This is a genomic window from Sphingopyxis sp. EU05-FHT14B03 (assembly GCF_058790875.1).
Genome location: NZ_JBYTDC010000003.1, coordinates 424,806 through 440,335, shown reverse-complemented (window position 1 = coordinate 440,335; position 15,530 = coordinate 424,806). Strand labels below are relative to the sequence as shown.

At 66.8% G+C, this 15,530-nt stretch carries 18 protein-coding genes; 8 read left to right on the top strand and 10 right to left on the bottom strand.

What is annotated here, in order from left to right:
- Positions 1-288: 288 nt before the first annotated feature.
- Positions 289-555 carry a hypothetical protein gene (locus AC3WS4_RS18705; RefSeq protein ID WP_056345575.1) on the bottom strand — a complete coding sequence of 89 codons (267 nt, stop codon included), beginning with the start codon at positions 553-555 and terminating at the stop codon, positions 289-291.
- A 32-nt stretch (positions 556-587) separates the two neighbouring features.
- Positions 588-785, bottom strand: coding sequence for a DUF1192 domain-containing protein (locus AC3WS4_RS18700; protein ID WP_187140999.1), 198 nt, complete (start codon positions 783-785; stop codon positions 588-590).
- A gap of 128 nt (positions 786-913) precedes the next feature.
- On the opposite strand from AC3WS4_RS18700, the gene AC3WS4_RS18695 reads away from it, so the two are divergent.
- The 6 genes from AC3WS4_RS18695 (at position 914) to AC3WS4_RS18670 (ending at position 6,101) form a co-directional block, all read left to right on the top strand.
- The gene (locus AC3WS4_RS18695; RefSeq protein ID WP_492738070.1) at positions 914-1,894 is read left to right on the top strand and encodes an NAD(P)H-quinone oxidoreductase; all 981 of its coding nucleotides are present in this window, start codon (positions 914-916) and stop codon (positions 1,892-1,894) included.
- A gap of 84 nt (positions 1,895-1,978) precedes the next feature.
- The gene (locus AC3WS4_RS18690; RefSeq protein WP_222943099.1) at positions 1,979-2,437 is read left to right on the top strand and encodes a MaoC family dehydratase; all 459 of its coding nucleotides are present in this window, start codon (positions 1,979-1,981) and stop codon (positions 2,435-2,437) included.
- Between the two features lie 25 nt (positions 2,438-2,462).
- The gene (locus tag AC3WS4_RS18685; RefSeq protein WP_492737305.1) at positions 2,463-3,086 is read left to right on the top strand and encodes a glutathione S-transferase family protein; all 624 of its coding nucleotides are present in this window, start codon (positions 2,463-2,465) and stop codon (positions 3,084-3,086) included.
- 232 nt (positions 3,087-3,318) lie between these two features.
- On the top strand, positions 3,319-3,978 hold the full coding sequence (locus AC3WS4_RS18680) for a DUF1013 domain-containing protein (protein WP_056347151.1): 660 nt from the start codon (positions 3,319-3,321) through the stop codon (positions 3,976-3,978).
- 3 nt (positions 3,979-3,981) lie between these two features.
- Positions 3,982-5,124, top strand: coding sequence for an MBL fold metallo-hydrolase (locus AC3WS4_RS18675; RefSeq protein WP_492737303.1), 1,143 nt, complete (start codon positions 3,982-3,984; stop codon positions 5,122-5,124).
- Positions 5,121-6,101 (top strand): TraB/GumN family protein, encoded by a 981-nt coding sequence (locus AC3WS4_RS18670; RefSeq protein WP_492737301.1) that lies wholly within the window; start codon positions 5,121-5,123, stop codon positions 6,099-6,101. The genes AC3WS4_RS18675 and AC3WS4_RS18670 overlap by 4 nt, the downstream gene beginning before the upstream one ends.
- Here the strand turns inward: AC3WS4_RS18670 and AC3WS4_RS18665 are convergent.
- Positions 6,073-6,348, bottom strand: coding sequence for a hypothetical protein (locus tag AC3WS4_RS18665; RefSeq protein WP_056345586.1), 276 nt, complete (start codon positions 6,346-6,348; stop codon positions 6,073-6,075). The genes AC3WS4_RS18670 and AC3WS4_RS18665 overlap by 29 nt on opposite strands.
- A gap of 132 nt (positions 6,349-6,480) precedes the next feature.
- On the opposite strand from AC3WS4_RS18665, the gene AC3WS4_RS18660 reads away from it, so the two are divergent.
- Positions 6,481-7,662, top strand: coding sequence for a DUF481 domain-containing protein (locus tag AC3WS4_RS18660; protein ID WP_492737299.1), 1,182 nt, complete (start codon positions 6,481-6,483; stop codon positions 7,660-7,662).
- A 143-nt stretch (positions 7,663-7,805) separates the two neighbouring features.
- On the opposite strand, the gene AC3WS4_RS18655 is transcribed toward AC3WS4_RS18660, so the two are convergent.
- Both AC3WS4_RS18655 and AC3WS4_RS18650 read right to left on the bottom strand, forming a co-directional pair.
- On the bottom strand, positions 7,806-8,261 hold the full coding sequence (locus tag AC3WS4_RS18655; protein WP_492737297.1) for a VOC family protein: 456 nt from the start codon (positions 8,259-8,261) through the stop codon (positions 7,806-7,808).
- A 10-nt stretch (positions 8,262-8,271) separates the two neighbouring features.
- Positions 8,272-9,807: a M20/M25/M40 family metallo-hydrolase gene (locus AC3WS4_RS18650; RefSeq protein WP_492737295.1), complete on the bottom strand. Its 1,536-nt coding sequence runs from the start codon at positions 9,805-9,807 to the stop codon at positions 8,272-8,274.
- A gap of 121 nt (positions 9,808-9,928) precedes the next feature.
- On the opposite strand from AC3WS4_RS18650, the gene AC3WS4_RS18645 reads away from it, so the two are divergent.
- The gene (locus AC3WS4_RS18645; protein WP_492737293.1) at positions 9,929-10,747 is read left to right on the top strand and encodes an SDR family NAD(P)-dependent oxidoreductase; all 819 of its coding nucleotides are present in this window, start codon (positions 9,929-9,931) and stop codon (positions 10,745-10,747) included.
- Between the two features lie 7 nt (positions 10,748-10,754).
- Here the strand turns inward: AC3WS4_RS18645 and AC3WS4_RS18640 are convergent, their stop codons facing one another.
- The 5 genes from AC3WS4_RS18640 to AC3WS4_RS18620 form a co-directional block, all read right to left on the bottom strand.
- On the bottom strand, positions 10,755-11,639 hold the full coding sequence (locus tag AC3WS4_RS18640; protein WP_492737291.1) for a hypothetical protein: 885 nt from the start codon (positions 11,637-11,639) through the stop codon (positions 10,755-10,757).
- A gap of 12 nt (positions 11,640-11,651) precedes the next feature.
- Positions 11,652-13,175 carry a fumarate hydratase gene (locus AC3WS4_RS18635; RefSeq protein ID WP_492737289.1) on the bottom strand — a complete coding sequence of 508 codons (1,524 nt, stop codon included), beginning with the start codon at positions 13,173-13,175 and terminating at the stop codon, positions 11,652-11,654.
- A gap of 340 nt (positions 13,176-13,515) precedes the next feature.
- A complete protein-coding gene (locus tag AC3WS4_RS18630; RefSeq protein ID WP_492737287.1) occupies positions 13,516-14,382 on the bottom strand; it encodes a hypothetical protein in 867 nt (288 codons plus the stop codon).
- A gap of 32 nt (positions 14,383-14,414) precedes the next feature.
- Entirely contained in the window at positions 14,415-14,879 is a 465-nt protein-coding gene (locus AC3WS4_RS18625; protein WP_056345603.1) for a Fur family transcriptional regulator, read from the bottom strand.
- A gap of 113 nt (positions 14,880-14,992) precedes the next feature.
- Positions 14,993-15,427 (bottom strand): MerC domain-containing protein, encoded by a 435-nt coding sequence (locus AC3WS4_RS18620; RefSeq protein WP_082544899.1) that lies wholly within the window; start codon positions 15,425-15,427, stop codon positions 14,993-14,995.
- Between the last annotated feature and the right edge of the window lie 103 nt (positions 15,428-15,530).

The following is a 15,530-nucleotide window of genomic DNA, read 5'->3' as shown; positions in this document are numbered from 1 at the left end:
AGGTGGCGACGCCGCCGCCAGCCTGCAAGGGAAAAGCGGTCGGTGCCACGAATTTGCGCAGATCGGGGTTGGAATATGGTTAACGCGGCGTTGGGGATTGGGGTGGGAAGCGGACCTTGCCGATCCTCCCTGTCGCGCAGCGATGGGGAGGTGGCAGCCCGTAGGGCTGACGGAGGGGCCGACGCCGTCAAAGACTGGCGCGCGGCCGCGGCCCCTCCACCACCGCTTCGCGGCGGTCCCCCTCCCCACGGCTTCGCCGCAGGGAGGATTTATGCCCGCAACCGGTGGTCAGCCGTCATCCTCACCCGCCCGGTCGACCATATCCATGAAATCGCGGGCCAGATCGCGCTCGCCCGCGTCCTTGAACGCGACATCGAGGTCGGGCGCGACGCCGAGCATGTGCATCAACGCCCACAAGGCAAAGCGGCGGCCGGGGTTGGTTTCGAGGCCGAAATCGACGCGCATGCGTTCGGTGCCCGCGGCGAGCGCCTCGGGGTGGATCGCCGCAAGGTCGGCGGTGCCGAAATAGCGGGTCAGCTGGTCGTTGAAATCCATGGCGCCTTATGGAGCGAGTCCGGGCCGCGCGGCTAGCTTTTCTTGAACAAGGCGTCGGCGCTCAGCTTGTGGCTCGTCGCAAAGCTGATCCGCGCGCGCGTCCGTTCGATCTCTTCCTGCAAGACGACGATGCGGTCGTTCAGTTCGTCGACCGACAAGGGGTCGAGCGGCTGCTTGGTCAGCGCCGCCAGCACATCGTCGCGGCGGCGGGGTTCGTTGTCGTCGTCCATCGCCCGGATCCTCTTTATCATCATCCTCTTGATTGGCGGCGAAACTGTTGACCCGCCGCCCCGCGCTGTCAATAAGGCGCGCCTGTGGGAAGCAGGGGGACCAAGACGTGATCAGCGTGCCGGAAAGCATGACCGCCATCGCGATAAGCGCGCCGGGCGGCCCCGAAGTTTTGGTGCCCGAAACGCGCCCCGTGCCGCGACCGGGACCGGGCGAGGTGCTGATCCGCGTCGCCGCAGCGGGGGTCAACCGCCCCGACGTGCTGCAGCGTATGGGCTTTTATCCGCCGCCGCCGGGGGCATCGGACCTGCCGGGGCTGGAGGTCGCGGGGACGATCGTCGCGGTCGGGCCGGGGGGCGACCCCGAACAACTGGGGCAGGCGGTGTGCGCGCTGATCGCGGGCGGCGGCTATGCCGAATATTGCACCGCGCCGGCGGGCAGCTGTTTGCCGGTGCCGAACGGCTTTTCGATGGCCGAGGCGGCGGCGCTGCCCGAAACGGTGTTCACCGTGTGGCACAATCTGTTCGAACGCGCCTGGGTGATGGAGGGCGAGACGGTGCTGGTCCATGGCGGCACCAGCGGCATCGGCACCACCGCGATCGGGCTGTGTAAATTGTTCGGCATCAAGGTGATCGTGACCTGCGGCAGCGCCGACAAATGCGCCGCGGCGACCGCGCTCGGCGCGACCCTCGCGGTCGATTATTCGAACGACGACTATGTCGCGGCGGTCAAGGCATTCACCGACGGCAAGGGCGTCAACGCCGTGCTCGACATGGTCGGCGGCGACTATGTGCCGCGTAATCTCGAATGCCTCGCCGACGACGGGCGCCATGTCACCATCGCTTTCCAGCGCGGGGCGAAGGTCGAGATCGACATCAGCCAGGTGATGCGCCGCCGCCTGACGATGACCGGATCGACGCTGCGCGCGCGCAGCGCCGACTTCAAGGCGGCGCTGGCCGACGAAATCCACCGCACATTGTGGCCGCGCCTGGCGGAGGGCGCGTGGAAGCCCGCGATGGACCAAGCCTTCCCGCTCACCGAAGCCGCCGCGGCGCACGCGCGGATGCAGGCGGGCGCGCATGTCGGGAAGATCGTGCTGACGGTCGAATGAGGCCGCCGCGCCTGTGGTTGACATAGGCGCCGAGAGCCATCACCGGGCGTTCCGGGTGCGGGGGTATCGGTTCCGGAGGTGATTTTGGCTGCGCATTCGCTCTTTCTCGAAGACCTTGAAATCGGGCAGGTCTGGACTGGCGGTCCGATCGAGATGACCGAGGCGGACATCATCCGCTTCGCCCGCGAATATGACCCGCAGCCGATGCATGTCGATGCCGAGGCAGCGGCCAGGGGACGCTTTGGCGGCCTGATCGCCAGCGGCTGGCATGTCGCTGCGGTCGTGATGCGCGAATTCGTCGATTCGGCGCCCTTCGGCGACACGCCGCTGCTCGGCCTCAAGGTCGACGACCTGCAGTGGCGGAGCGCGGTGCGGCCGGGCGATTTGCTGTCGATCCGGCGCGAAATCATCGATGTTCGCAGGTCCGACAGCAAACCCGACCGAGGGGTCCTGACCATGTTGATGACCGTGACCAACCAGCACGGCGCGGTGGCGATGTCCTTTGTCAACCTGATCCAGATACCGGCGCGGCAGGCCAGTTAGCCGCGCGGAAAGCCTTGGGGGCATTATGAGCGAGAGACCGATCCTTCACGAATATGCGGCGAGCGGCAATTGCTACAAGATCCGGCTGACCGCGGCGCTGCTTGCCTATCCGATCGAGCGGCGCGAATATGATATCATCGCGGGCGAGACGCGGACGCCTGCGTTTCTGGCGGAGGTCAACCCGAACGGGCGCATCCCGGTGCTGCAGATCGGCGACAAATTCCTGCCCGAAAGCAATGCCGCCTGTTTCTGGCTCGCCGACGGCACACATCTGGTGCCGCACGATCGCTTCGCGCGCGCCGACATGCTGCACTGGATGTTCTGGGAGCAATATAATCACGAGCCCAATGTCGCGACGCTGCGCTTCTGGATGAAATGGATCGGCGAAGCGAATTTGAGCGATGTGCAGCGGGCATTGGTGCCGGTGAAGCAGGAAGCGGGGGCGGCGGCGTTGGCGTTGATGGACGAGTATCTGGCGGGGCGCGACTGGCTGGTTGGCGCGGGACTGACGCTCGCCGATATCGCGCTTTATGCCTACACCCATGTCGCAGAGGACAGCGGGTTTTTCGCACTGGCGGACTATCCGGGGGTGCGGGCGTGGATCGCGCGGGTCGAGGGCGAGCCGGGGTTTGTGGCGATGGGGACTTAGTGGGAAGGCCGTATCGGACGGTTGCGGATAAATCCCGTTCGACACGAACGGAAATGGAGGGCGGTCTGGAAACCGCTCCAAGTCCGACATCTGCCCCGCCAATCCCCGCACTTGCCCCTTTTTCGAAACCGGCATATAGCCGCTGCCAATGTCCGGCCGCCCCGCGAGGGGCGGCCCTTATTATTTGCGCTTTTGGAGAGCAGTCATGGTCAACCCCGACGCCACCCCGTTGATGCCGCATGCGACCGCCGCCTGGCTGGTCGACAACACCGGCCTCACCTTCGTCCAGATCGCCGATTATTGCGGCATCCACATCCTCGAAGTGCAGGCGATCGCCGACGAGACCGCCGCGACCAAATATACCGGTCGCGATCCGGTTCGCGCGCACGAACTGTCGATGGACGAGATCGAAAAGGGTCAGAACGACCCGAACTACAAGCTCAAGATGAGCAAGCAGGCGCAGGACACGATCCGCCGCACCCGCGGCCCGCGCTACACCCCGGTCAGCAAGCGCCAGGACAAGCCCGACGGCATCGCGTGGATCCTGAAGAACCATCCCGAGGTTTCGGACGGCGCGATCGGCAAGCTGATCGGCACCACCCGCAACACGATCGGCGCGATCCGCGACCGCAGCCACTGGAACAGCGCGAACATCGTCGCCAAGGACCCGGTGACGCTCGGCCTCTGTTCGCAGCGTGAACTCGACGCGCTGGTCGCCAAGGCTGCGAAGAAGGCCGGTATCGCCGCGCCGACCGACAATCGTTTCGAGGGCGACCGCGAGGCGCTGCTCGAGGAACTGCGCGCCGAGCGCATCGCCGCGAACGAGCTGCGCGCCGCCGAGGAAGCCAGCGAAGCCGCGCTTGCCGCCGCGAACGACGAAACGGCGGCATAAGGCGTGGCGTCGGTCAGTGACGAAGAGGGTATTCCGGCGGCCAGCGGTTCGCCGGACGCCTCGCTGACCCAGGACGACAGTTTCACCGCGACGAGCCGCGCCGGGTTGACCTATCCCTGGGGCGACGCCGCACCGGGGGTGGGCGAGACGATCCGCATCGCGCCGGGAATCCGCTGGGCACGCATCCCGATGCCCGGCTCGCTCGGCCATATCAACAGCTGGCTGCTCGACGATGCTGCCAGTGACGGGGAGGATGGCGTCGCGGTGGTCGACACCGGCGTTTGCCTGACCATTTGTTCGGACGCGTGGAAGGCGCTTTACGCCGGCGCGCTTGCCGACACGCGGATCACCCGCGTTATCGGCACCCACCTGCACCCCGACCATATCGGCCTTGCCGGCTGGATCGCGAAGAAGAAGGGCGTCCAGCTGTGGATGACGCGCGGCGAGATGCTGACCGCGCGAATGATCGTCGGCGACACCAGCGACACGGCGCCCGACGAGGCGCTGGCGCAGTCGCGCGCCGCCGGTTGGGACGAGGCGGCGATCGAGCGGCAGAAGAGCGAGGGTTGGGGCCGCTTCGGCCTGATGGTTTATCCGCTGCCGCGCAGCTACCAGCGGATCAAGGACGGCGATGTCCTCGACATGGGCGCGCACCAGTGGCGCGTCGTTGTCGGGTCGGGGCATAGCCCCGAACATGCGTGCCTGTGGAACGAGCGCGAGGGCGTGCTGGTGTCGGGCGACCAGGTGCTGCCGCGGATCAGTTCGAACGTGTCGATCAATATCACCGAACCCGGTGCCGATCCGCTGGGCGAATGGCTCGATTCGATCGACAGGCTGATCGCGACGGTGCCCGGCGACGTCCTGACCTGCCCCGCGCATGGCGAACCGTTCAAGGGATTGCACGTCCGGCTGATGGCGCTGCGCGACGAGCATCGCATGCGGCTCTATAATCTGGCCGAGGCGATCGCGAAGGCGCCGATGCGCGCGGTGGAGTCCTTCCCGCTGCTGTTCAACCGCCCGATCGGCCCGGACCAGCTGGGCATGGCGACCGGCGAGGCGCTCGCACATCTGAAGCGGCTCGAGGTCGAAGGGCGCGTCCGGCGTGAGGATCGCGACGGGGTGTGGTGGTACCACGGCGTCGCGTGACCGCGCGCGGCGTTCTGATCGCCGCGCTGCTGGCGGCGACGACGCCGCATGTAATGGCGACCGACCCAGCCGCCGGCCCGGCCGCGACAGGCGAAACCACCGACGAGATCGTCGTCACCGCGCGCCGGTCGGGCGCCCCGATGTGGACGATCAAGACGCCGACGGGCGCGGTGATCCTGGTCGGCGAAATCCGCAACGTGCCGAAAGCGACGCCATGGCGTCCCGAGCGACTGGAGGGCGCGACCGAGCGCGCGCAGCGGGTCATCCTGGGGACCAAGGCGAAGGTGTCGCCGGGCGACATATTGCGGCTGATCTTCAAGGGTGGCGGACTGACCAAATTGCCCAAGGGTCGCGTCGCCGCCGACTATCTCGACGTGCATCAGATCGCGCGGCTGCGGGCGCTCGAGGCGCGGTTCGATCAGGATTATGCGCAGAAGAATTTCCTGATGACCGCGTTCGATCTGCTCGCCAAGCGACTCGCCTTCAACCGCGACACGACCGACGACGCGTCCGATATCGTCCGCAAGGCGGCGAACCGCGCCGACATTCCGGCGCAGCCGGTCGGCGAGATGCGCGGCGAGGACATGCTCGACAATCTGTTCGCGGCGGCTCCCGAAACGCATATCCCCTGCCTCGACGCGGCGATGACGGCGACCGAGGCCGGCGGCGATATCGTCGCCGCGCGTGGGCAGGCGTGGACCGAGTTCGACGTGCCGGCGGTGATGGCCAACCCGCTCGAAAGGGCGCTCGGGCGCTGCTGGCCATGGACCAACGACGGCTTCGGCCCGGCGCTGCGCCAGCAGTGGGTCGGCGCGATCAACGATGCGGCGGCGAAGCCCGGCGTGACGCTGGCGGTGGTGCCGTTGCTGGTGCTCGCCGAACCCGACGGGGTGCTCGACCGGCTGCGGGCGCAGGGCCTGCCGATCGTCGGGCCGGCGTGGACCGCGCCTATTTCGGCCGGTGCATCACCCAGCTGAACGCCATCGCGTTGAAGATGGTGTAGAGGCCGTAGAGCAGCAGCCCGGTGAACCAGTTGCGCGTCGCGATCGCCATCGCGCCGACGAGTAGCAGGAACTCGAAGACATAGGTGATATTCGGCCCGACCTTGTCGGTGAACGGCCGGAGCATCTCCTGCACCAGCGGGTCGTCGCTTTCCATGAACGCGCGGTGCATAGCGAAATTGCCGATGCCGGCGCCAAAAATGGCGATGATCGCGATCCACATAAGTCTGCAAATGGGACAGCCGGGGTGGAAATGCCAGCGACTTTCGGGTTATAGGGCGCCATCGAACGTGCGCAGGCCCGCGCGATCGGTCGAACGAACCCGGCTTCTGCCCCCAAGCGAAGGACGTCTTCGGTGACCTCTCTCTCCCGACTGGCCGCGCTTTGCCTGCCGCTCGCCCTTGCGATTCCGCCCGCGCATGCGGCACAGGATCCCGCGATGCCGCTCCAGCCCGACCCGGCGCTCGCCGACCCGTTGCTGGCCGATCCGCTCCCGCTGATGCTGATGGACCCCGACCCGCCCTTGCCCGATGCGGTGCGCGCGATGATCGACGCCGCCTTCGCGAGCGGCGAGGACAGCGATGTCGAAGCGGTGGTCAGGCTCGCCCGCAGGACCAATCCGGGCAGCCGGGGCGAGATCGACGCGCTGATCGCCTATTACCGGAGCGCGAACCCCGCGGTGGTGCCGCCCGATCCGGTGAGCGACATGCTGACCGCGGCCATCGCGAGCGGCAAGGACGCCGATGTCGAAGCCGTCGCCAAGCTAGCGAAAGCGGCCAATCCCGACGATGCGGCGGAAATCGACGCGCGAGTCGTCGCCTATCGCGCCGAGCGGCAGCGGCTGAAGGACGAAGCGGCGGCGGCGGTGCGCGCCAAATTGGCGGCGGCGAAATTCTGGGAAAACTGGAAGGGCGAGGGGCAGATCGGCGGATCGCTGAGCACTGGCAACACCAAATCGGCGGGGCTGAGCGCGGGGCTGGCGCTGGCGCGCAAGGGGATCGACTGGACGCACAAATTGCGGTTGCAGGCCGATTATCAGCGCACCAACGGCCGCACCTCGATCGAACGTTATCTCGGCGAAGTCGAGCCGCAATATCGGCTGAGCGACCGCGGCTTCGTCTATGGGCTGGGGCGCTGGGAGAAGGATCGCATCCTCGGCTACGACAGCCGCTGGAACCTGTCGGGCGGGCTCGGTTACAAGCTGATCGACAGCAAGTCGGTGGCTCTCAGCCTGAAGGGTGGGCCGGCATGGCGGCGCACCGATTTTGTGCGCGGCGACATCGACAATGAACTGACCGCGCTCGCCGGACTCGACTTCGGCTGGCAATTGTCACCGACGCTGCGGTTGACGCAGGTTGCGTCGACCGTCGTTGGCGAGGCGAACAGCTCGACCAGTTCGCTGACCTCGCTCAACGCCAAGCTGAGCGGCAAATTGTCGGCACGGATCGCCTATTCGGCACAGATCGATTCGAGCCCGCCGCCGGGGGTGGAGAGCGTCGATACGCAGACGCGATTCACGTTGGTGTACGGGTTCTGATCGATCCTCCCCGTCGCGCAGCGATGGGGAGGTGGCAGCGCGAAGCGCTGACGGAGGGGCAAAAACGCCGATGTTGCTGGCCCCACCACCATCGCCTGCGGCGATGGTCCCCCTCCCCATGGCCTGCGGCCACAGGGAGGATTTTAGTCGAACACCTCCGCCCCGCCGATCGTCTCGCCCTCCGCCAGCAACCCGACCCCCGGCACATGGTTGAACTCGATGCGGATGCCGTCGGGGTCCTCGAACAGGATCGAATAATAGCCGGGCGCCCAGGGTTCTTCCTGCGGGCCGTGGACCATGGCGATGTCGCCGCGATTCTTGAGGAATTCATGGATCGCATCGACCGCGGCGCGGTCGCGCAGGCGGAAGCAGGCGTGGTGGAGGCCGGGGGCGCCCTGGTCGAAACGCTTGCCGGCGTTCTCGGGGCTACCGGTGCGGATGCCGATCGCGGTGCGCCCGCCGACGCCATAGAGCATCGCGTCGCTGTCGAGTACGATCTTGAGATCGAGATAGGTGATGACGTCGCGCCAGAAAGCCGTCGAGCGGGCGAAATCGCCCGCGGTCAGGATGACGTGCGCGACGCCGTTGAGGTCGGTCATTTGCCCCTCCCTATTTGATGGCGGCGAGGGTGTAGAGGAATTCGGCGAAGCCCATGGTGGCGTCGACGAGCCCCGCGACCTTGGGGTTGGTCGAATCGATCAGATAATATTCGTTGGGCGCGTGCGCGCCGCCACCGTGGCCGGTGCCGAAATGGCCCGCCGGGATCGACACCGGCGGCGCGGTGAAGGTCGCGCCGGGCCAGCTGCCCGCGAGCCGCGCGTTGATGTTGGTTGCGATGCCGAGTTTTTTGTAGGTCGCGAGCTCGGTGCGGATCAGCCGGCTGTCCTCGGCGACCTCGGTCGGGTCGTAACCGCCCGACACGTTCATCTCGACATCGGTGAAGCCATGTTTGTCGAGATGCGCGCGCAGCTTCTTTTCGGCCTCGGCGCGGGTCTGGTTGGGGACGAGGCGCAGGTCGAGCTTGGCGACCGCGCGGCCGGGCAGCACGGTCTTGCCGCCGGGGCCTGTGTAACCCGCGACCAGCCCCTCGATATTGACCGTCGGTTCCTGCGCGAGGCGGATCAGCGCGTCGTCATAGCTGAGATTGTCGATCCAGGTCTGGACCCCCAGCGCCTGTTTTTCAGCCGCTTCGTCGGCGCCCTTCGCGGCTTCGCGGATCAGCGTCTTTTCACGCTCGGTGAGCGGGCGGACATTTTCGAACCAGCCGTCGATCGCGGGGGTGTTGCCGTCGGGAGTGACCAGCGTCTGTAGCGCCTGCACCAGCCGCCAGGCGGGCGAGTCGATCATCGCCTTGAGGCTGCTATGCACGTCGCCCTTGGGGCCGCGGCCCCATTTCTCGCCGCTCGCGACCAGTTCGAGTTCGATGATTCCCTTCGATCCCAGGTTGACGTCGACCGCGCCGGTCTTGTCCTGCGACGGGAAGGGAATGAAGATGCCGTCGCATTTCTTGAGCGCGGCGAGGACATTGGGCTTGGTCGCGACCTGGCGGAAATGCGGCGAGCCGATCTCTTCCTCGCCCTCGCAGATCAGCACGATGTTGACCGGCAGCGTCGCCTTGGCGGCGCGGATCGCGTGGAGCGCGGCGAGGAAGGTCGATTCCGGGCCCTTCTGGTTGGTCGCGCCGCGCCCGACGATCGCGGTTCCGAGGCCTTCCTTGGCGACGAACTTGCCCTCGAGCGGCGGCGACGACCATTCGGCGGGATCGAACTGTTTGACGTCGTACATGAAATAGATGCCGAGGGTGCGCTTGGCGCCGACGTCGATCGTGCCGAACACCCCGGGGTGGCCGTCGGTCGGCACGATCTCGACATTGCTGAAGCCCGCGTCGCGCGCGAGTTCGGCCATATAGGCCGCGCCCTCGGGCATGTTGCGGTTCTCGGCGGCGATCGAGGGGAGAGCGATCCAGTCGCGTAGTCGCTTGATCGAGGCTTCCTTGCCCGCCTCCGCTGCCTTACGGATCTCGGCCATCGGGCCGGTCGCGGCGAGCGACGGCAGCGGGCGCATCAGCATGGCGCCGGCGCCGAGCATCGCGGTGCCGCGAATCACGTCGCGGCGGTTCAAGCGGTCGAAGGTGCGGAAATCCATGCTGCGTCCCCTATGCGGTTTGGCCCCGGGCAAGTCTGGACGAACTGGCGTGGAAGGCAAGCTGGCGATTGACGATCGGCGCGGGGCGAGCCTAGCCTGATCCGCAAGGGAGGGCCGAGCGATGGATTTTGCTGGCAAATGCGTCGTGATCACCGGCGGCGCGACGGGGATCGGTTTTGCACTGGCGAAGCGGCTCGGGGTCACGGGGGCGAAGCTGATATTGTGCGAACCGCGCGAGGCGAAGCTGGCCGAGGCAGTGGCGGCGCTGGCGGCGCTCGGCATCGATGCGCGTGCCTTCGTCGGCGACGTGACCGATGCAGCTTCGGTCGAGGCGCTCGCCGACTTCGCCTGGGCGGCGCATGGCCGCGCCGATGCGATCATCGCCAACGCTGGGGTCGGTGGGCCGCGTGCATCGGTGATCGATTGCGATCCGGCGGCGGCGCGCGCCTTGTTCGAGGTCAATTTCTGGGGGGTGTGGAACTGTATCCGCAGCTTCGGGCGCCGTTTTCAGGCCGACGGGCTTCCGGCCGGGATTTATGCCACCGCGTCAGAAAATGCGCTGTTCAACGCGGTGCGCGTGAAGGGCGGGGCCTATGTCGCGAGCAAGCATGCGGTGCTGGGGCTGATGGATATGCTGCGGAACGAGGTGTCGTCCGCGATCGAGGTCGGCGTGATCATCCCCGGCTGGGTCAAGTCCGACATGACGCGTCATGCCGAGCCCGCGATGGACGCCGATGCCTTTGCGGCGCGGATCGTGCCGCAGATGGAGGCGGGGCAATTCTATCTCGTCAGCCACCCCTATAATGTCGTGCGGATGGAGGAGCGCTGGGCCGAGGCCTATGCGGCGTTCGCCGATTATGCGCCGCGCGAGGACGGCGACGAAGCGATGGACGTGCAAATGGTGATCGAAAGCGGCGCGGCGGTGAAGCGCCGCGACTAGGCCGCGACTAGGGCGTGCCACCCGCCGCAAAGGGTTTGGCGTCGCTCACCCATTCCCAGACGCAGCGGCCCTGCGGTTTCAGCTTGAGCGCGGCGTTCAGCGCCTCGACCGCGCCGTCGGGCAGGGCCGCGATCCATGCGCCCTGATCGGTCCACAGCCAAGCGAAGCGGCGGCCGGCCTTGGCGGCATCGAGGTGCAGCGCGAGCGCGTGCTGGATGTGGCTGCTCGCATATTTGACGTCGCCGTCATAAGCGATGGTGAGCGGCGCGCCGTTCACGGTCAGGGCGATGCGGACGGGCATGATCCGCTCGGCCGGCGGCCAGACGGCGTCGATGGCGACGTCGGCGATTTGCAACGCGCCGCCCGCGAGTCGTTCGAGGTCGGCGATCTGTCCGCGCAGATAATCGGGATCCTGCTCGGTCTTCGCATCGAGTATCGCGAGATTGGCCATGAAGCGCGCGGGATCGGTGCCGGGATGATAATGGCCGAGCTCACCCAGCGCAGCGAGGATGGTGTCGGGCTTCACGCTCTCGTCCATGTCGGCGACGCCGGGAAAGAAGAGCGCGGGATCGGGGATTTCGGGCGCGAAGAGGCCATGTTCGGCCAGGACTGCCACGGTCTTGCGCACCGCCGCCTTGCGCGCGGGCGAGAGGTCGGGCGGCGGCGCGCGCGGCACGATCGGCGGCTGCGGTGCAGCGCGGCGACGGGCCAGGCCGGCGAGGTCGCGGAGGAATGACAGGATCACCGCCGCGCCGCCGGTGATGAGGCCGCCCATCAGAATCGAGAAAAACGCTCGCGCGCCGCTGCTGGTGCCGGGGCCGAAGGGCACGGCGAGGAAGAACAGCGCCGCGACGCCGATGGCGACGGTGAACCAGATCGGGAAGCGGCTCATGGCCGCCGGACCTTATGCCTTCTCCAGCAACCCTTCGTCCTTGATTCGCCTTTGCCACAGCGCGGGGGCATTGACGTGGACGTTCTGGCCTTCGCTGTCGACCGCGACGGTCACCGGGAAGTCCTGCACCTCGAATTCGTAGATCGCCTCCATGCCGAGGTCGGCGAAGCCGACGACCTTGCTGCCCTTGATCGCGCGCGCGACGAGATAGGCGGCGCCGCCGACCGCCATCAGATAGGCGCTCTTGTGCTTCGCGATCGCCTGCGTCGCGGCGGGGCCGCGTTCGGCCTTGCCGACGCAGGCGAGCAGGCCCTGATCGAGCATCATGTCCATGAACTTGTCCATGCGCGTCGCGGTGGTGGGACCTGCGGGGCCGACGATTTCCTCGCCGACCGGATCGACCGGGCCGACATAATAGATGACGCGGTCCTTGAACGCGACGGGCAGCTCTTCGCCCTTCGCCAGCATCTCGGCGATGCGTTTGTGCGCGGCGTCGCGGCCGGTGAGCATCTTGCCGTTGAGGAGCAGGCGGTCGCCCTGCTTCCAGCTCGCGACGACTTCGGGCGTGAGATTGTCAAGGTCGACGCGGATCGCCGCCTGGTCGGGTTTCCAGTCGATCTGTGGATAATCGGCGAGTTTCGGCGGTTCGAGAAACGCCGGGCCGCTGCCGTCGAGCGTGACATGCGCGTGGCGGGTCGCGGCGCAGTTGGGGATCATCGCCACCGGCTTCGACGCGGCGTGGGTCGGCCAGTCGGCGATCTTGACGTCGAGCACGGTGGCGAGGCCGCCGAGGCCCTGCGCGCCGATGCCGAGCGCATTGACCTTTTCATACAGCTCGATGCGCAGTTCCTCGGTCGGGTTCGACGGACCGCGCGCGAGCAGCTCGGTCATATCGATCGGGTCCATCAGCGACTGCTTCGCCAGCAGCATCGCCTTTTCGGCGGTGCCGCCGATGCCGATGCCGAGCATGCCTGGCGGGCACCAGCCGGCGCCCATCTGCGGCACCATTTCGAGCACCCAGTCGACGATGCTGTCGGACGGGTTCAGCATCTTGAACTTCGACTTGTTCTCGCTGCCGCCGCCCTTCGCGGCGACGTCGATCACGACCTTGGCGCCGGGGACCATTTCGACATTGAGCACAGAGGGCGTGTTGTCCTTGGTGTTGACGCGGCTGAACGCGGGATCGGCGAGGATCGAGGCGCGCAGTTTGTTCTCGGGATGGAGATAGGCGCGGCGCACGCCCTCATCGACGACCTGCTGCAGGCTGCGGGGTGAGTCGAGGCGGCAGTCCATGCCCCATTTGATGAACACGGTGACGATGCCGGTGTCCTGGCAGATCGGGCGATGCCCTTCGGCGCACATGCGGCTGTTCGACAGAATCTGCGCCATCGCGTCCTTCGCGGCGGGCGAGACTTCGCGTTCATAAGCGGCACCGAGCGCGCGGATATAGTCCATCGGGTGGAAATAGCTGATGTACTGGAGCGCGTCGGCGATGGTTTCGACGAGGTCGTCCTCGCGGATGATGACGGTGTTCATGGGTGCAGTCCCCTTTGCCCTGTGTCAGGATTCGCCCGTGTCCCTAGACCCGCCGCGCCGCGACGAAAAGAGGCTAAGGGTCCGTACTCCCTTACAGCACCGTCGAGGCGCCCAAATGGCGAACAGGTCGGACCGAAAGGTGCGCCGGGAAGGCTGGTTGCCTTTCCAAGCGGCTTTCGGTTCGAGATGGAAGCCATTTGGACGTCCCGAAGGGATTTGACCAAAATGGCCCATTGCTTCGTCGAGAAGTCTCGAAATATTGACATATGTCTTCGCCTTCTCTCCTCGCAGTGGGCCATTTTGCCTCAAACCTCGACGGTGCTGTAAGGGAGTACGGACCCTAAATATCTTCCTTTCGGCGCCCGAAATGGCGGCGCTTGCCGGGCGCCAGCGAAATTTCGGGTTCGTCGCGATCGGCGGCGCGGCGGTGCGGGGTTTCGGGATCGAAATTGACCAGCGGCTCGCGGCGAACCAGCGCATACCACGCGCCGATCGCCGCCATGACGAGCAGCGCGAACCAGCCGGCGCCGATCACCGCGGTCAGCGTCCAGCCAAAGCCGGCGGGGGCGATCAGCGCCATGATCGTGGCGAGGCAGGGGATCAGGACAAGCGTGCCGGCGAACTGCCACCATCGCCCCATCTGCACCATGGCATAGCCGATCGCGACATTGGTCAGGGTGAGCGCGAGGAATTTGGCCGCGACCGGCCAGGGCAGGCTGGCCATGGCGGGCGAATAGTCGCCCAGCGTGAAGGCCGCCTGGATGTCGAAGAGCAGCCAGTTTTCATAGGCGTCGCAGAGCGCGGCGAAAATCGGCAGCGCGACCGCGGCGAGCAGCCAGCGCAGCCGGAGTTCGCGCCACAGCGCGAAACAGCCGCTGCCGAGGAAGGCGGCGTAGAGCAGCATGAACAGATAGTCCTGCTCGTTGCCCGCGCGCATCGCGGCGAGGCGGGCGACCTGCAACGGATCGGCGCTGGTGCCGAAGACCGCGAACAGATCGGCCTCGCCGCGTGCGAATTCAAAGGCGATGACCGGCGCGCCATAGCCGGGGTGGATCGCCGCGGCATCGGCCGGGAAGACCTGCCCGAGGTGAAGGCCGAACAGCAATGTGGCGATCCCGATCGCGACGGTCAGCACCCACCAGCGGGTCGGGGCGGGCGGACGCGTGCGCTGCGCCTCGATCCAGCGATGGAGCCCCCCGCCAGCCATTTACGGGTCCGGCGGGGTGCGATCGGGGCGCCCTATTGGCACTCGGCGCATTTGCCGCGCACTTCGATCACCGGGCGTTCGGCGGCAAAGCCGGTCGCGTCGGCGGCGGCGCGGACGCCGTCGGACAATTTGTCGTTGTCGATATGAACGGCGGACCCGCAGCTGTCGCAGATCAGGAAGATGCAGTCGTGGAGGCAACCGGGATGGCTGTTGGCGACAAAGGCATTGGCGCTTTCGACCCGGCGGACGAGGTTGTTCGCCACGAACAGGTCGAGGATGCGATAGACGCTGTTCGGCGCGACGCGCTTGCCGCGGTTCTTCGACACGATGTCGGCGATTTCATAGGCGCTGGCGGGCTTGCCGATCTCGGCGACGGCGTCAAAAATCTGCGCGCGCATGTCGGTCCAGGCTTCGCCCGCAGCCTCGAGCGCGGTCTGCGCGGCACTGGCGAGCGAGGCGCCACTGGCCTCGACGTGCGGATGATCATGCTTGCCCATCGGCGTTTCCTTATGCGCGTGGCCGAAATGGCGCGCGCCAATCTGCCCAACTGGGCACAATGTAGGCTCTTTGCAGGGGTGCCGCAAGCGGCGGACCGGTCCGTTTCGGCGCGCTAGTGCCGCGCCCGCCGGTTGAGGTCGTGGCCGAGCGCGACGATCGCGACGCCGATCATCGTCGCCAGCACTTCGCTGCCGTCATGCGGCCGCGACAGCGCGCCGCCCATCATGCCCAGCCCGAAACTGCCGACCGCGAAGGGCATCATATAGCCATGGCTGAGCACACCCGAGACGAGCGTGATCAGCGCGAAGCCGATCGCGACGACGAGGCCGACTTCGTGGAACAGGTGATTGTCGAACATCACCCCGCCGACCGAGGCGATCGAGGCGAAAAAGACCGTCGTCGCGAGGCAGTGGACGAGGCACAGCCCCGACAGGCCCATCGCCAGCTGGTCGCCCGACAGCGAGGTCAGCGGCTTCGAATCGCGCGCAGCCCGAACCAGCGCGCCGAGGCGCGTCGTGGCATGGTCGTGGCTGGCGACGTGGGTCACCCGATTCTCCGTTGGGGCAATTGCGATGGTGGATATGGCATATCATGACAAAGGTTACAATGTCTCATTGTCACAAGTCGCGCCCTCCCGTCACTCCCGCCTT

Excerpts from the sequence above, each read along its gene's own strand:
- AC3WS4_RS18705 (WP_056345575.1), bottom strand. The coding sequence starts at position 555 with ATGGATTTCAACGACCAGCTGACCCGCTATTTCGGCACCGCCGACCTT.
- AC3WS4_RS18700 (WP_187140999.1), bottom strand. The coding sequence starts at position 785 with ATGGACGACGACAACGAACCCCGCCGCCGCGACGATGTGCTGGCGGCG.
- AC3WS4_RS18695 (WP_492738070.1), top strand. The coding sequence starts at position 914 with ATGACCGCCATCGCGATAAGCGCGCCGGGCGGCCCCGAAGTTTTGGTG.
- AC3WS4_RS18685 (WP_492737305.1), top strand. The coding sequence starts at position 2,463 with ATGAGCGAGAGACCGATCCTTCACGAATATGCGGCGAGCGGCAATTGC.
- AC3WS4_RS18680 (WP_056347151.1), top strand. The coding sequence starts at position 3,319 with ATGCCGCATGCGACCGCCGCCTGGCTGGTCGACAACACCGGCCTCACC.
- AC3WS4_RS18665 (WP_056345586.1), bottom strand. The coding sequence starts at position 6,348 with ATGTGGATCGCGATCATCGCCATTTTTGGCGCCGGCATCGGCAATTTC.
- AC3WS4_RS18655 (WP_492737297.1), bottom strand. The coding sequence starts at position 8,261 with ATGACCGACCTCAACGGCGTCGCGCACGTCATCCTGACCGCGGGCGAT.
- AC3WS4_RS18650 (WP_492737295.1), bottom strand. The coding sequence starts at position 9,807 with ATGGATTTCCGCACCTTCGACCGCTTGAACCGCCGCGACGTGATTCGC.
- AC3WS4_RS18645 (WP_492737293.1), top strand. The coding sequence starts at position 9,929 with ATGGATTTTGCTGGCAAATGCGTCGTGATCACCGGCGGCGCGACGGGG.
- AC3WS4_RS18640 (WP_492737291.1), bottom strand. The coding sequence starts at position 11,639 with ATGAGCCGCTTCCCGATCTGGTTCACCGTCGCCATCGGCGTCGCGGCG.
- AC3WS4_RS18635 (WP_492737289.1), bottom strand. The coding sequence starts at position 13,175 with ATGAACACCGTCATCATCCGCGAGGACGACCTCGTCGAAACCATCGCC.
- AC3WS4_RS18630 (WP_492737287.1), bottom strand. The coding sequence starts at position 14,382 with ATGGCTGGCGGGGGGCTCCATCGCTGGATCGAGGCGCAGCGCACGCGT.
- AC3WS4_RS18625 (WP_056345603.1), bottom strand. The coding sequence starts at position 14,879 with ATGGGCAAGCATGATCATCCGCACGTCGAGGCCAGTGGCGCCTCGCTC.